We start from the raw sequence: 15,431 nt of genomic DNA, 5'->3' as shown, positions 1-15,431 counted from the left end.
TTTCGCAAGGGGCGCAAATATCTTAACCCCAATAACCCTGCTGCGTCCTTTGCGGGTGCTTTGCGTACATCGCGGTAAAAATAAACCGCGAGGGGCGCAGGGTTTTTCGCAAGGGGCGCAAATATCTTAACCCCAATAACCCTGTTGCGTCCTTTGCGGGTGCTTTGCGTACATCGCGGTAAAAATAAACCGCGAGGGGCCCAGGGTTTTTCGCAAGGGGCGCAAATATCTTAACCCCAATAACCCTGTTGCCTCCTTTGCGGGTGCTTTGCGTACATCGCGGTAAAAATAAACCGCGAGGGGCACAGGGAATACGCAAGGCTCGCTATTGAGGTAGCGTTTAGAGGTCCTTACGGACCCTTTGCGTCCCTGGCGGTACTCCCCTGTTACCGGCGGTTCCTTTACTGATTTTTTATGGCCGTATAGAAAAAGCCCGTTAATTTAGACCCCAAATCGTAACATATGATCTTTTCGGTAAGAAGAGCCTTTCTGGTACTGGGTATTTTTATTTGCCTTGCAGGTAGTGCCTTTGCGCAGAAGCTGCAATGGTCGGCCGATGGCAACAGCTTTTACAGCTTTTCCGACCAGGGTATTTCCAGCATTAACCCGGTACACCCGGAGGATAATAAAGTATTTATGACAAAGCAGGAGCTGACCCCCACCGGCTCCAATGAGGCGCTTAACGTACAAAGCTTTACCCTATCGCCGGAGGGCAGCCGGATCCTGCTATTTGCCAATACCCAACGCGTATGGCGGGAAAACACCCGCGGAGATTACTGGGTTTTTGACCGCAGCACCAAACGGCTTACCCAGCTGGGGCAGGGGCTGCCTGCGGCATCACTAATGTTTGCCAAGTTTTCTCCTGATGGTAAAAAGGTGGCTTATGTTTCAAAGCACAATATTTATGTTGAGGACCTGGCGAATCACCAACGCAGCGCCGTTACCAGCGATGGCACCAACCGGATCATTAACGGTACTTTTGACTGGGCTTATGAAGAAGAATTCGGATGCCAGGATGGTTTCCGCTGGTCGCCGGACGGATCCCGCATCGCCTACTGGAAACTGGATGCCCGCAACATCCGGAATTTCCTGATGATCAATAATACAGATTCCCTGTACCCCTTTACCATACCGGTAGAATATCCCAAGGTAGGGCAAAACCCAAGCTCCTGTACCATCTGGCTTTATGATATTGCCACCGGGGCCACCAAACAGGCGGCTATTGACGGCGACCCGGTGCAGCACTATATCCCCCGCATGGAATGGACACCAAAGGGCACATCCATCATTTTACAGCAATTGAACCGGCAGCAAAATGACAGCAGGATCCTGCTGGTGGATGCCACTTCTGCAACATCGAAACAGATTTACCATGAAACCGATGCCGCCTGGATCGATATTAAAAGCCGGTGGAATGATAACGACCCCAGCGGGTGGGACTGGGTAAGCACCAATGGTGATTTTTTGTGGCTTTCGGAAAAAAACGGGTGGCGGCAGATTTATAAGCTGGATCTTTCCGGAAAAGAAACACTCATTACCAGGGAGGCCATTGATGTGATCCGGTTCAATCTTTATGATACTGCAACGCAAACCATCTATTTTGCTGCTTCTCCCAAAAATGCTACTCAAAACTATTTGTACAGGATCAGCCTGAAGGGCGGCAAAGCCGTAAGAGTAACACCGGCCGGCCTGGAGGGTACTAACGAATATACCATTTCTCCAAATGGAAAAATTGCCATCCTGAACCATAGCAGCGCCGCCGAACTGGCCAATGGCGCCATCGTTAGCCTGCCGGCGCACCAGGAACTGGCGAAGGCCCGCAGGATTATTAAAGCCAATACCGGCGATCCGGAAACAGAATTTTTTAAACTGAAGACTGCCGATGGTGTGGAACTGGATGGGTGGATGGTAAAGCCCCAGCCCTTTGATCCCAACAAAAAATACCCCGTGGTGTTTTATGTGTATGGCGAACCGGCATCACAAACGGTAGTGGATAAATACGGAACCGGAAAAAACTTCCTGTACAACGGCAGTATGGCCCGGGATGGTTATGTGTATATATCATTAGAGAACCGGGGCGCCCCGGCGCCTAAAGGCAGCCCCTGGCGCAAAGCCATCTACCGCAACATCGGCCGCATCAATATCCGCGACCAGGCCATGGGCGCTAAAGAAATTCTGAAATGGGATTTTATCGATTCCAGCCGTGTAGCCGTTTGGGGATGGAGCGGCGGCGGGTCTTCTACGCTGAACCTGATGTTCCAGTACCCGGAGATCTATAAAACCGGCATTGCCATTGCTGCCGTTACCAACCAGCTTTTATATGATAATATTTACCAGGAGCGGTATATGGGGGTACCTGTAAGCTCCAACGAAGATTTTGTAAAAGGATCACCGGTTACCTATGCTAAAAACCTGAGAGGCAACCTGCTTTACATTCATGGCACGGGCGATGACAATGTGCATTATCAGAATGCGGAACTGCTGATCAATGAACTGATCCGGCAGGGAAAACAATTTCAGCTGATGAGCTATCCCAACCGCACGCATTCCATTTCTGAAGGCGAGGGCACCCGCGAGCATCTGTCGGCGCTTTATACCAATTATTTAAAAATGTATTGCCCGCCCGGAGGCCGGTAAGGAAAGAGCACATTCCTGGCTCAAGGAGACAGGGAGAACTTCTGGGACGTGGAGAGACACAAGAAACACCTCGTCTTTCTGGCGAGCACCGCCCCTGCGTCTTTGCTGCTTTGCGCCGTTGCGTGAAATAAAAACCACGAAGACCGGAAGACACAAAGAAACACAAAGAGAAACTTAAACTTAGTGCAGCTTCGTGCCTTTGAGCCTTAGTGGCAAATACCCTGCAGCGCTCGCTGCTCCTTTGCGACCGTTGCGTATTCCTTGCGTCCATTGCGGTTCAATCGAAGACCGGGCAGCAGCTTTAAGGCTGGTCTTTAACAACGCATATACACTCAGATGTATGCAAGTCCTGATCTTTTTTCAGGGTTACTTATTTTATAAGCTACATTTACCAGCGCCAATAAAGCTTCGTAAAACATTACCCAATTCTCCTTATACACTTCTTTACTTCCCTTATAGGTAATCACCGCGTCCAGCATATCCAGCAGTTCCGTTTGCACATAAGAGGGGCGAAAGGTTTTGCAGAATTGGGTAATCACCTGCGCCGGATCTTTCTTTTCATCCGCAGTCAATAAAACCGGGGTGTTCATTTGGGTGATCATTTGCCGTGCCTCTTTTGCCATCCCTTCTTGCTGCCGGCGCTTTCTGCCGGCGCTTTTTCGTTCATTTAGGATATAAAAGGCTTCAATAAGCCGGAGCAGGTGCCGGGTAAAATCCATCAGGTCTTCCCGCGCACCGGCTTCACTATACGCGCTATTGTCATTACATAAAGCACACTGCTGCCAGCATTGAAGCTCCTGCTTCAGTTCGTCCAGGTCATAATTATCAAATACTTCCCATAGGATGCGCAACGGCCGTTTACCCGCCTGGCTCAAAAAATGCCAGGGCTTATAAAAACGTTTTCTACTGGTGGTACCGGTTTTCATAAATCAGGTGTTTTTATTGGAACGTATGTTGTGGTTCAGGTTGCAATGGGGCATTGATAAAGCGTTTTCCGGCATCGGACAGTACTTCATGGATGCGCCGGATCTTGCCGGTAAGGGTAAGCAGCTCGTCATCGGTAATTTTATAATCTTCTTTATACCGGGTGTCAATATAGGCTTTTTGCAAAAGGTTAAGCAAGCGCTTATCGGGCTCCGTTTGCCGGGGAAAGATTCCCGGTAGTTGATGCGCCACCAGGCTGCCATAGCGGAGCAGCCGGTCAATACTATGGGTGTTGGCATAGTAGCCGGTTGCCGCTATCAGCAGCGCCCGCAATGCCTGTTCTGCAGACTGGTGCAGCATAAAAGCCACCATTTTGTGCTGCCTGCGCACACGGTACAACTCTGCCCCTGCTAAAAATTCTTTGGCTTTGGATAGCCCATCCTCCCATTGCCGGGTAGCTTCTTTGCTATTGACAGTGGCTTTAGTTTCCGTAAAATCCTCCCGATAAATATTTTCTGCATCATATAGCACCGGGGCGTGCTGCCATACAAAACGGGCAAAAGAAATATCGGCTTGCAGCCACTGCACAAAAGTAACCGTTGCCAAAACGAGGGTGGTAACGGGCAGCACACGGCTGCAATGATGTTCTATCTTATCCTGCCACTCGTGCAGCTCCTTATTAGCAAGGCCGGGCAGCAATACCAGCAGTGTACAGTCTGATAGTTGCTGGCAGAACGGGGCGGATTTATTAAAGATGCTTTCATATTTTTTACGGTGCAGTGTAGCGCCCAGCAGTAAGATCATATCCGGGTTGGCTGTTTTTACAACTACATCTGTAAGCTGCTGCTGGCAAAAGGCAATGGCCTCCCCATTGGTAAAGGGCGTCATAGTGCTTCCGTTTTACCTGGTTTACGCCTGGGTTTGCGGAACCATTTTTTGAACCACCAGTTTTGGTGTTTATCCCGCCATTTAGCATATCGGTCCACCATTTTGCCATTGCTTTCGCGTGGAAACAGCAGGCCCACGGCATCCATTTCCTTAAAAACCTGGCGAATGTGGACCTCCGTATAATGCTGCTGCCCGTAGCCATGGGCAATAAAGTAATTGATGAGGTGTTCTTTAGCAGCATCCCGCCCCTCACGCTTCCAACTGGCACAGGACAGGTTATCCATAAAATCGGTTACCACTTCTTTGGGTGTTATATCCATCAGGCGGCAAAGGAGCAGGAATTGATACGGTAGGATGAACTGAAAATTAGCCTGGCGCTCGTAAGCACCGGTTTGCCATTTTAGCTCTGGTTTGGGTTGTTTGGGGGTGGGTTTCTTTTTCATAGCTTTTGCATTTATGCCCTAAATCTCCACCCGCTGCGGCCGCTATCCTAACTGAAAAGGCGATAATTTATCGGGAAAATGAGGTATTTTAGCATAGCGAATTATTTATCTTTGAAAAACGCCGTAAAGGCATAAAATCAATTCTTATGGAGAAAACAATACATCAGGGCAGAAATGTAAAGCGGTTTAGAGAAATGCTAGGCATAAAGCAGGAGGCCCTGGCTGCTGATTTAGGTGACGACTGGAACCAGCGCAAAATATCGTTACTGGAGCAAAAGGAAGAAATTGAAGAGCCTTTATTACAGCAAATTGCTGATGTATTAAAAGTACCCGTGGAGGCGATTAAGAATTTTGACGAAACGGCTGCAATTACCTATTTCAACACCTTTCAAGATGGGAGCATTAATCATGGTCACTTTTCGCCAAATTATAACAACTGTACTTTTAACCCACTCGATAAAGTGATTGAACTTTATGAACGGATGCTGAAAGAAAAAGATGGAATAATTGAAACGCTGATGGCGAAGGCTAAGTAGCTATATTAGTGTCCTATGAAAAATATCGAAAATAAGAAAGTAAAAAATCAGCCTAATCAGGTACGGGATTATGGTAATGATCCTTATTTCGTAAAAAAAGCCAATAAGTCTAAAGCCTTCCTGGAAAAACATGGTTTCCCCAATGAATTATTAAATAAAATGAGCAGCAATTCTCGCTTACCGCGGTAATAGGTTGCATTAGAATATCAATCAAAAGCCATCTTAATTATAAAATGGCTTTGTTTTTTATCAACCACTCTTTAATCGATTCGACAAATGGATGAAGGAATTGCTGGAAGCCGGAAACTATTTATGCAATCAACTCAATGTTAACCTGTAAACCCCTTGATTAAAACACATCCTGCTAACTGAAATAAAAGGCAGACCCTCAGCGCCTGCGAAACATCCTAATCAAAAAGTTCGGAAACTCCATAATGTGAGAGCGGCTAAAAGGTACTAAATGTGAATCAATTTAGTTCAAAATAATAATTTTATCAATATTAAAGCTATTGTCAAACAACAAATTATAAACCGGATACTTTGTCAAGTCAGTAGACGGCATTCTGTCGTAGTGTTGAAGCGCAGAAGCTGCGAATTTATAATCAAATAAATAAATATGAGGACAAAAAGTATACCCCCTAAAATGATTGCCAATGGTATCATTGACCCACTGGATTTTAAGTTCCAGTTCTTTATCCTTCATACTATTGCAGGAAAATAAAATTGAAGATGTTACGCCTCTTATACCCTCAAAGCGGTTGAACTTTATACAATCTTCAACATAAATCGTATAAAAAGGGCATATTAAAGAAACGACCACCACTATCCGCCGTAAGTAAAATTCGTTTTCATTCACTTCCAATGTAGCTTTGTAGCAGGGGAATTGGATATAGTCCCAATTCAGCATTTTCTCAAACTTCAATTCAAACTCACGTATAGCCTTTGACCAAGGGGTTTCCTCATTCGACATTACTTTTTCTATTTTTTCCCCAATGATTCGTCCAAATTCCCCATCATCAAATTCATCTGGATTAAGAGATGAACCTAAAGGGTAATACTTATATACGGATTTCAGTATTTGTTTGATATTTTCTGTCATTTTTTTACTTTTATTGTGGACACCATTCTGCGGAAGTTCTTGCTTCCGTGGATACGGGACCGATACAGGGGCCAGGATTCCAAACAGATCCGGGGCGGCCATCTTTGACATTTGCTTGCACTAAAGCTTTCATTCGAGCATAGACGCTAACTGCTGTAGCAGTTAATGTTCCTGCATTTAATTCTGCTAAGACTTGTTTTGTCGCATAATTGAAACATGCGTTAAAATAGTCGGCGGCTCCGGCTTCTGATATCGAATATCCTGAATATACTGGCACAGTTAGACAACTTTCTACAAAATTAGTGGTAAATGAAGTATACGGTGATTGATTTAACTTCCATGTTTGTTGCAAATATCGTATTTCGCCAGTGTAGCTATTTCCTACTTTTTTAAATTTATAATAGCCACATAATTTTAGGGGTATTGCGAAGTGGCCATTGGGATCGGTATCATAATAATTATCATCACAAATTCCATAATCACCACAGGCACATGCTGCCGGGTCATCCGAGCAAGGGTCCTGATCTGGTTCATCGCAAACTTCAACGGTCCAGCAGGTAGTCGGCTCCCAATTTTCACAATTCGTACCCAAATAAGCCCCAGTTCTTGGATCATAATAATCTACGCATGTCCGCGTGTATTCGCATAGCTCATCATCGTAGCAATTGGGATCGCTTGATAAAGTTGTAGCGGCCCTTGCCGTCACTTTGGGTGCTTTTTTACTTTTTGTGTGTACTTTGAATGTTTTTGTTGATGTCTTTGTTTTCTCCTTCGTAGATGTAATATTATCGTTCTTGTCGAATCTCAATATTTTACCAATAAAGTCTTTAAGTGCCAACCCTCTGCTGTCTTTAATATTTCCTCCCTTTTGTTGTAAATATTCGAAATCAGGCACGAATAATCGTTCTATTATATGAAGTCCTTTGTCATTTCGGACAAAGGAAATGGTTCTAATAGAAGCTGACGCAATTTTTCTTATTTGCTCAATCGAATATTTTTTGTTTTTGTCTACAATAATCCTTTGTCGGGACGAATGTACAGGAAACTCCAAAAGTTCAAGATTTGGAGTTTTAACGTATTTTCCACTGTCCCAAACAGGAGTTCTATCGCCAACCGTATTTGTTGCAGTTTGCCAAAATTTTGAATTTTTAAAAATAACAGCGTACGCTTCTTTAACTGTAGTTAAATCTAACGCTCCGTTAGTTGACAAAAGTATTGGCGTAGTTTCTTTGGTACTCAAATTGTTGATCGATTGCTGATCAGCTGGAGTAATTGTCTTCTGGCATCCAAAAAAGATCACCAAGGTAATCACGATCAAGAAGATAAATGATTGATACTTTTTCATGATTGTGGATTTATATGTTTTGGTAAAATTGATATCAAGCAGCCTTGATGTTTTTTTTCGAGGGTTAGTTTGATATTTCAATAAATCTTGGTTTTGCAGGTTGAAATTACTCAATGCTTTCTATTTAATAAAATTTTATTTTGGGATGCAAAATCCATAACTATTACATAATAATAGAAAATATTCAGCTTTTATTTATGAATTTATTTGTGTTTTAACCGAGTTGAGAAGACCCCGAATGCAGGATTTTCAACAAGGAATTTTCGGTTACATAGGCATATTGGTATAGCATAAATTATACTGTTTCAGAGGCGTGGGTTATTATTGTAGGCATTGGGGTTTTATTCAATATCTGACCTTTCTGAAAATAATCTATATATGTCTTTGCTAAAATCACGTTAGAACCATTGGGTGATCATTTTGCCGGTGTTTGCCCCCATGTAACATTTTTACATTTCAATAAATTCAGGTTGTTCTGCTTAATAAGTATTATAGCATAACCAGACAATTACCCAAAAAGTATGGCAAATTGTATAGCAAGTCTCAAAACAAAGAAGAGCTTCGATTATCGAAGTCCTTCTTTATCAATGTGATCCGGATTGGATTCGAAGCAATGACCTAAAACCTATCTTTCAACATTTTTCAATCTTTTATTAATGCTTGCCAATATGTTATTAGGCTTATTATCTCCCCTATTACTTGAACAACCACAAATGTTTGGCCTCCGATGTTACCAAATACAAAGTCTTTCTTTTACAATCTCCTTTTTTTATAGCATCCTCCACAACCGTTCCAGACCTTGAACGAAAATTTATTTCCGACACATTTGTCCGCCTCATACCAAGAAGATAATTTTTCGCCTTTCTGTCAACAAACATCTCTTACCGATACAGAAACGATACAGCCAGGATACAGCCAGGATACAGAAACGATACAGAAACGATACAGCCGGGATACAGAAAGGATACAGAAAACATGCATTTGGGGATCACAAGGGATCAGGAGGGGTCACAAGGGGTCAGAAGGGATCAAAAAAATAAAACAGCACTTTAATACCTCAATTTTATGCAAGCAAACATTTATTGATTCACTTTTAAAAAATTAAAACTATGGGAAGAGTAACCAATTCCATTTTAAGCGGCACCTCCGGCCGCACCGGTCGTATCATCATTGCCAATGTGCATGGTGTGGAAATAAGCCGCATCCGCCCCGTAAAGCGCAGCAGCTCTACGGACCCACAGATTGCGCACCGCGAACTGTTTAGTTTTGCAGTTGCCTTTTTGGCCTTGTACAAGTCCTTTGCCCGCCTGTTCTTTGGCAAGCGTAAAGGGCTGATAACACCCTATAACCAGGCGCAGGCCAATGTTATGGAAAACATTCAGTTTAGCGGCCGCGATGTAGTCATCAACTACAACCAGGTGCTTATTTCGAAGGGGAACCTGCTGGAAATGATTCCCGGCAGTATTAGTGCCGGGGCAGCACAGGCTGTTACGGTTACCTGGGTCAATAATGCGCCGCCGGCCAGCAGTAATGAAAACGACCTGTGCTCCGTTTTTATTTACATGCCGGCACGCAGGGACGGGCAGTTTTTTAGCGGCGTGGCCGCGCGCCTGGCCGGCACGGCCACGGTAAACATGCTGCCCCTTTACGCGGGCGAAGAAGTGCATGTATGGGCCACTTTTACTGATGAGGGTGCTACTGCGGCCTGTAATTCCAAATACATGGGCTCCGTAACCCTTACCTGATCTTTTTTTTAAAAAGGACCACTGCCGGGGGTATGGTGTATACCTCCGGCTTTTTACTGTACATCCATGCCGGTGCAAGGAACGAAACTCACTTTAAAAATTAAACATATAAATTTTTATTATAATTAAAAGTTTGTATTTTTATTGAAAGATTCCGTTTGCTGATCAATGAACGCCTGATCATTTGTTAACAGAAAACCCTTTTATAACCCTTTTAAACATCCAACATGGCAACCAAAGTGAATTTATCCGTACATCAATTAGAGCGGCTGCAAAAAAAATATGAAGTGTCTGATGCCTTTGAGCTCGTAAACAATAAGACAATGATGCGTATGCTGCATATTTCCAAAAGCACCCTTTACCGCCTGCGCAAAGAAATGAATATACCCTATTTTCAAATAGGCCGGCAAATTTTTTATGAATGGAAACGGGTGATACGGCAGCTGCTTCAGCAACATGGGGCGCTACCGCCAAAGCGGTCATAGTTCCGGAAAAAACGACCACGGAGATTCTGGAAGACACCAGGAAACACAAAGAAAAAGCCGCCCTTAGTGCATCTCCTATGTTTGTTTATTTCCCGCAGCGGCGCAAAGGAGCAAGGACGCAGCGGTTTTCCCGGCAGACCACTGCTGCCTTTTTGTGCTTCAGCCGCTTTGTGGTTTCACAGCCCTTTGCCACGAAGGCTCCAAGACACTAAGAAACACGAAGATTTCTAAAGCCGAATAATCCCTTTGTGCACCTTTGTGCTTTCGTGTGGTTTCACAACCCTTTGCCACGAAGGCTCCAAGACACCAGGAAATACGAAGATTTCTAAAGTCGCATAATCCCTTTGTGCACCTTTGTGCTTTCGTGTGGTTTCACAGCCCTTTGCCACGAAGGCTCCAAGACACTAAGAAACACGAAGATTTCTAAAGTTGCATAATCCCTTTGTGCACCTTTGTGCCCTCGTGTCTTTGTGGCAGCTGCCGCGCCGGAACGGGATGAACAACTATTTTTATCAACTTCCCGGCCGCAAAGGGAGGACAATTTCAGGTGCGTAGCCCACTATTATAATAAAATTGATACCGGTCTGTTATCCCGGTATCATTGAACGCACCCGTCTAAACAAAAAAATGCCCGCATCTGACAGCGGGCATTTTTAAAATGAATAGTCTACGTATTAATAATCATCATTGAGCGCAAATACCGGCTTGCGGTACATCCAGTCGCCGCCGGTAAAGTCTGGGAACTCCACGGTCTGGTGCCCCAATGCGATTGATTGCTCGCTCAATGGCGTAATGGCGCTCCAGGTAGCCGCATCATACACATCCATCTGGGTGGGCTCTTTTCTTTTTGCAGATTCGATAAATGAATGGATCACAAAGAAGTCCATTCCACCATGGCCCGCTCCTTCTGCATCCTTTCCGTATTTCTTCCACAGCGGGTGATCGTATTTATCGAGCCATTCCTGGGCCTTATCCCATGTATGCGGCTTTGACACGCCTTCTACATAGATACCGCTGTTTACATCCATCCACAGTCCCTTTGTACCCTGTACCCTAAACCCTAATGAATAAGGGCGCGGCAAATTAGTATCGTGCTGCAGGATCACCGTTTCTCCGTTTACACAGCTGATTTGGGTGGTTACAATATCGCCCAGTTTAAAATTCACTTTGGCATTTTTATGGGTGGCTCCGCCGGTTTCAACAATATATTCATGCAAGCCGCGGGTCTTTGTAGAAAAGGCATTTAAGGACACAAAACGGTTGCCCCGGTTGATGTTGATATACTGGGCCACCGGTCCAATACCATGGGTTGGATAAAGATCTCCATTGCGCCACACGGAATGATCTGTACGCCACCTGGATTCGGAATAGCCATCGGTATGACCAAATTCCGCACCCTTGCCATAAGGCGATTTACCATCATTGAATTTTACTCCGCGCAGATCATGCTGATAGCCCCCCTGTAAATGGATCAGCTCACCAAACACATTCTGGCGCACCATATTCAATACCGCCATTACATCGCGGCGATAGCATACATTCTCCAGCATCATCACATGCCCGTTGTAGCGCTCGGCAGCGCGTACCACATCCCAGTGATCCTGCAGGGAAATGCCCAGGATCACTTCCGTACCTACATATTTGATACCGGATTCCAGGGCGCCAATAACCATTGGCTTATGCAGCTCCCAGGGCGTAGCAATCACCACCGCTTCAATCCCTTTTTTTGCATACATATTTTTCCAATCGTCTACTCCGTTAGAATAATATACCGGTTGTTTTTTGCCCGCTTTGGAAATATTCGCTTTGGCGGCTTCAATACACCGGGGATCAATATCGCAAACGCCTACGATCTCTACATCATCGCGTCTCAGCAACAGATCCAGGTGCGAGATACCACGGGCACCCACCCCAACAATTGCCATTTTTAGCTTGGTAGCCGCCGTAGGTTTCAATACAATATCTGAGGGCAGAATGGCCACCGATGCCATGGCCAGGCCGGTGCTTTTTACAAAATCTTTACGTTTCATCCGTATGTTATATTTATGTTCGTCCTGTAAGTAGGGGGATCGAACGGGTTTGAATAATGCTTTCTTTTGTTGCGGAAAATCCGCCGGTAAGCTTTTTTTTAAAGAGCAACCGTTTTCGTTTCAGCCGGTTTACCGCAGCGGGCGTATCCAGTAGCTATAGGCATAGGTGCCGGCCGGGAGCCAGTACTCCTTCAGCGGCATAGCGCCCCAGCTGTCCATACCCTGCAGCCCCAGCTGTTTCAGATCCAGATGCATAAAGATCCGGTCGGCTTTTTCCAGTTCTCCGGAATGGAATTGTTTTTTTACCGGTGCGGGGTCCAGCTGTTCCAGGCTGTAAGGCAGGGCGGCGGCAGAGAGCACACTGTCTGCCAGCTCAAACCGGATTCCCAGGCCCTTGCTGTTTTGCAGGCTGATCCAGCGCACATCGGTTTTATTGCCGCTTTCCTGTGGGCGGGCATAGGGAAAATACTGCTGATCGATGGTTTGGCTGTACTTACCGATATTGCTGGCAGTATGACGATCCCAATAATTTTCCCAGGGACCGCGGCCGTACCATTGAATTTTTGAAAACGCCGCTCCAAGCTCCAGGTCGTTCCCGATGCGCATTACCGTTCTATAATCGCCTTTGCTGAGTTCATAGTTATTTTTTACCAGGATGGTGCCATCGCCATACACGGTAAATACCTGTTCTGTTTTTGCCTTTCCGCCCAGCAAATCGGCCGTGAAGGTAACCCGGTATTCGCTTTTGCTTACCTGCTCTGTTTTTGCCTGTACATTGGTGGCGGCTTCATATACATTGCGCCAGTTGCGGAGCGACCGGTTCAGGCCGGCGCCAATATCATTATCCGTAGGCGCCCGGTAAAACGCCGGCTGCGGCCCTTTTGTGAGCACGGAGGTGCCTTTTAAACTGTATTGCGTAAGCAGTCCATTACCCAAATCAAACCCGGCGGCAAAGCCCGCACCTTTCAACAGCAGGCTGTTTCCGTTTTGAACAGCGGTAACGGCAGCCGATGTTCCCTGGTAATTGTAGGGCGCCGGGGCTCCGCGGTATGCAAACTGTTCTGCGGCTATTTCATAATCCTTATCAAGAAAGGGTTCCTCGTTTTTTAACCGGTAAGAAACATTTAACAGATATTCCTTCCCTTCTTTTAATTTTAGTTTTATGGGCAGCGCCATCTGTGCCTTTGCCTGCGGATCAAGGTTGAGGCTTGCAAGCGTTCCTTTTGCGGCAACCGCTCCATCTTCAGTAATTTCCCAATTCAGCTTTACATTAGACAGGTCTTTAAAGAAGAAAGCGTTGGTTACTTCAATTTCATTATTGCCCTTGTAAGCGGTTTTTATATTCTGATGCACTTTTTTTATTTCAATGGCCATCGGCGTCAGGTGCCGGTAGGCGGTAACCACTCCTTTGACACAAAAATCATTATCACTGAAATTTTCATCCACGGGCCCGCTCAGCGGAAAATCGCCGCCATAAGCCAGGATGCGTTTCCCGTTTTTAACGGTATCAATACCCTGGTCGATCCACTCCCAGATATAACCGCCCTGTGTGCCGGGGGTTGATTCGATGGCATCCCAATATTCCTTAAAATTTCCCAGGCTATTGCCCATGATATGCGCATACTCGCTCATGATATAGGGCCGCCCGTCTTTGGAGTTCTTTTGCCAGGCCACATAGGATGGCGATGGATACTGCGGGCAAATAACATCTGTATTATAGTCATATTCTGCGCGCTCGTATTGTACGGGCCGGCTGTCTTTTTTCTTCAGCCAATCGTACCCCTCATACATATTGATGCCATTGCCCGCCTCATTGCCCAGCGACCAGGTAATGATGGCAGGATGATTTTTATCCCGCTCATACATACGCTGAATCCGCGCCAGGTGCGGCATGCGCCACTGTTTATCATTGGCAAATGTATATTCCAGATCGTAATACCGCCCGTGCGATTCGATATTTGCTTCGTCAATCACATACAATCCATAGGTATCGCAAAGCTCCAGCCAGTAAGGGTCCGGGGGATAATGCGACTGCCGCACGGCATTTATGTTCAGCTTTTTCATCATCTCCATATCCTTCTCCATATCGGTATGGGTAAGGGTATGGCCGGTGCGGGCATTATGCTCATGCCGGTTTACGCCTTTAAAAAATACCCGTTTTCCATTAACGAGAAAATCACGGCCCTTTATTTCAATACTCCGGAACCCAACGCGCACGGGCACCACTTCCAGCGTTTCGCCCGCCTTGTTTTTAAGGGTAATAAAGAGGGTGTACAGATTGGGCGTTTCCGCAGTCCACGTTTTTACACCCGGGATGGTTTTTGTAAACGACAGTTCTGTTTTATAACGTCCTAATACTTTAAAGGCCGGCAGCGCTTCCTTAAAAACAGCGGCACCATTATTATCTACCAGCTCCAGTTCTACCGTAGCGGTGTCTCCTTTTGAGTGCAGCGTTTTTGTATCCGTTTTGTAACTGTTGACCTCTCCCCAAAAGGTAAAAGCCCCGTCTTTATAGTTATTTTCCAGGGTGGACCCGATCTTAAAATCCCTTACATCCAGCAGCGGGGTGGCATATAAATAAACCTCCCGTTCAATTCCGGATATCCGCCACATATCCTGGCACTCAAGATAGCTACCATCGCTCCAGCGGTATACCTGCAGGGCTACCAGGTTTTCTCCCGGTTGTACATATTTCGTAATATCAAATTCGGCAGACAATTTACTGTCTTCACTGTAGCCTACTTTTTGTCCGTTTACCCAAATAAAGAATGCGGACTTTACCGCTCCCAGGTGAATAAATACCTGGCGACCGTCCCAGTCCGCCGGGATGATCACTTTTTTACGATACGATCCCACAGGGTTATTATCATCCGGGATATCAAACGGCGGGTTCAGCCGGCTGCCGGTCTTTGCTCTTCCGGTAAATTCATAGGGGTGATTCACATAGATCGGGAGTCCATAACCGTTTACCTCCCAATTGGCGGGCACCGGAAAGTTGACCCACTTGCTATCATCAAAGTCCTTGCTGTAAAAGTCCTTCGGGCGCTTATTGGGGTCCTGCACCCAGTTAAAACGCCAGTTGCCATTCAGCGAAATAAAATATTTTGATGCTTCTTTTGCCTTTTTTTCCGCCAGTGCTTTCGTTTCAAAAGCAAACGCATCGGCGCGCATGGGCATCCGGTTTACCGAAACCACTTCCGGCGTTTGTAATTCAGAAGGGAGGGTTTGTCCACCAACAGTTCCGGCAAACAGCAGGCAAGCCACTAACGATCGTATCTGATTCTTCATAATAATAAACA

At 45.6% G+C, this 15,431-nt stretch carries 13 protein-coding genes; 6 read left to right on the top strand and 7 right to left on the bottom strand.

The window, feature by feature from the left end; translation table 11 throughout:
* The first annotated feature begins 462 nt into the window (after nt 1–462).
* Nucleotides 463–2,637: a S9 family peptidase gene (locus GGU45_RS18300; protein ID WP_435227190.1), complete on the top strand. Its 2,175-nt coding sequence runs from the start codon at nt 463–465 to the stop codon at nt 2,635–2,637.
* A 332-nt stretch (nt 2,638–2,969) separates the two neighbouring features.
* Here the strand turns inward: GGU45_RS18300 and GGU45_RS18295 are convergent, their stop codons facing one another.
* The 3 genes from GGU45_RS18295 to GGU45_RS18285 are packed head-to-tail and all read right to left on the bottom strand — an operon-like array spanning nt 2,970 to nt 4,892.
* Entirely contained in the window at nt 2,970–3,563 is a 594-nt protein-coding gene (locus tag GGU45_RS18295) for a hypothetical protein (RefSeq protein WP_435227188.1), read from the bottom strand.
* Between the two features lie 13 nt (nt 3,564–3,576).
* Nucleotides 3,577–4,449 carry a HEPN domain-containing protein gene (locus GGU45_RS18290; RefSeq protein ID WP_435227186.1) on the bottom strand — a complete coding sequence of 291 codons (873 nt, stop codon included), beginning with the start codon at nt 4,447–4,449 and terminating at the stop codon, nt 3,577–3,579.
* On the bottom strand, nt 4,446–4,892 hold the full coding sequence (locus tag GGU45_RS18285) for a hypothetical protein (RefSeq protein WP_435227184.1): 447 nt from the start codon (nt 4,890–4,892) through the stop codon (nt 4,446–4,448). The genes GGU45_RS18290 and GGU45_RS18285 overlap by 4 nt, the downstream gene beginning before the upstream one ends.
* A gap of 146 nt (nt 4,893–5,038) precedes the next feature.
* Between GGU45_RS18285 and GGU45_RS18280 the strand changes: the two genes are divergently transcribed.
* Nucleotides 5,039–5,428 (top strand): helix-turn-helix domain-containing protein, encoded by a 390-nt coding sequence (locus GGU45_RS18280; protein ID WP_435227182.1) that lies wholly within the window; start codon nt 5,039–5,041, stop codon nt 5,426–5,428.
* A gap of 15 nt (nt 5,429–5,443) precedes the next feature.
* On the top strand, nt 5,444–5,617 hold the full coding sequence (locus GGU45_RS18275) for a hypothetical protein (protein ID WP_435227180.1): 174 nt from the start codon (nt 5,444–5,446) through the stop codon (nt 5,615–5,617).
* A gap of 283 nt (nt 5,618–5,900) precedes the next feature.
* Here GGU45_RS18275 and GGU45_RS18270 read toward each other — a convergent pair whose 3' ends face one another.
* Together GGU45_RS18270 and GGU45_RS18265 are read right to left on the bottom strand one after the other, a co-directional pair.
* On the bottom strand, nt 5,901–6,527 hold the full coding sequence (locus GGU45_RS18270) for a hypothetical protein (protein ID WP_435227179.1): 627 nt from the start codon (nt 6,525–6,527) through the stop codon (nt 5,901–5,903).
* Nucleotides 6,528–6,537: 10 nt separating this feature from the next.
* Entirely contained in the window at nt 6,538–7,872 is a 1,335-nt protein-coding gene (locus tag GGU45_RS18265) for a hypothetical protein (RefSeq protein WP_435227177.1), read from the bottom strand.
* Nucleotides 7,873–8,981: 1,109 nt separating this feature from the next.
* Here GGU45_RS18265 and GGU45_RS18260 point away from each other — a divergent pair.
* The 3 genes from GGU45_RS18260 to GGU45_RS18250 all read left to right on the top strand — a co-directional run bounded on the left by GGU45_RS18260 (nt 8,982) and on the right by GGU45_RS18250 (nt 10,314).
* A complete protein-coding gene (locus GGU45_RS18260; RefSeq protein ID WP_435227175.1) occupies nt 8,982–9,617 on the top strand; it encodes a DUF6266 family protein in 636 nt (211 codons plus the stop codon).
* A 227-nt stretch (nt 9,618–9,844) separates the two neighbouring features.
* Complete coding sequence (locus GGU45_RS18255) at nt 9,845–10,102, top strand: helix-turn-helix domain-containing protein (protein ID WP_435227173.1); 258 nt, start codon at nt 9,845–9,847, stop codon at nt 10,100–10,102.
* On the top strand, nt 10,039–10,314 hold the full coding sequence (locus GGU45_RS18250) for a hypothetical protein (protein WP_435227172.1): 276 nt from the start codon (nt 10,039–10,041) through the stop codon (nt 10,312–10,314). Before GGU45_RS18255 ends, GGU45_RS18250 begins: the two co-directional genes overlap by 64 nt.
* 462 nt (nt 10,315–10,776) lie before the next feature.
* Here the strand turns inward: GGU45_RS18250 and GGU45_RS18245 are convergent, their stop codons facing one another.
* Nucleotides 10,777–12,132, bottom strand: a complete 1,356-nt coding sequence (locus tag GGU45_RS18245; protein ID WP_435227170.1) for a Gfo/Idh/MocA family protein — start codon at nt 12,130–12,132, stop codon at nt 10,777–10,779.
* A gap of 129 nt (nt 12,133–12,261) precedes the next feature.
* Entirely contained in the window at nt 12,262–15,420 is a 3,159-nt protein-coding gene (locus GGU45_RS18240; protein ID WP_435227168.1) for a glycoside hydrolase family 2 TIM barrel-domain containing protein, read from the bottom strand.
* Nucleotides 15,421–15,431 lie beyond the last annotated feature (11 nt).

It is taken from the genome of Niabella hirudinis, from assembly GCF_051201075.1.
Lineage (GTDB): Bacteria > Bacteroidota > Bacteroidia > Chitinophagales > Chitinophagaceae > Niabella > Niabella hirudinis.
This window is presented reverse-complemented; position numbering and strand designations above follow the sequence as displayed.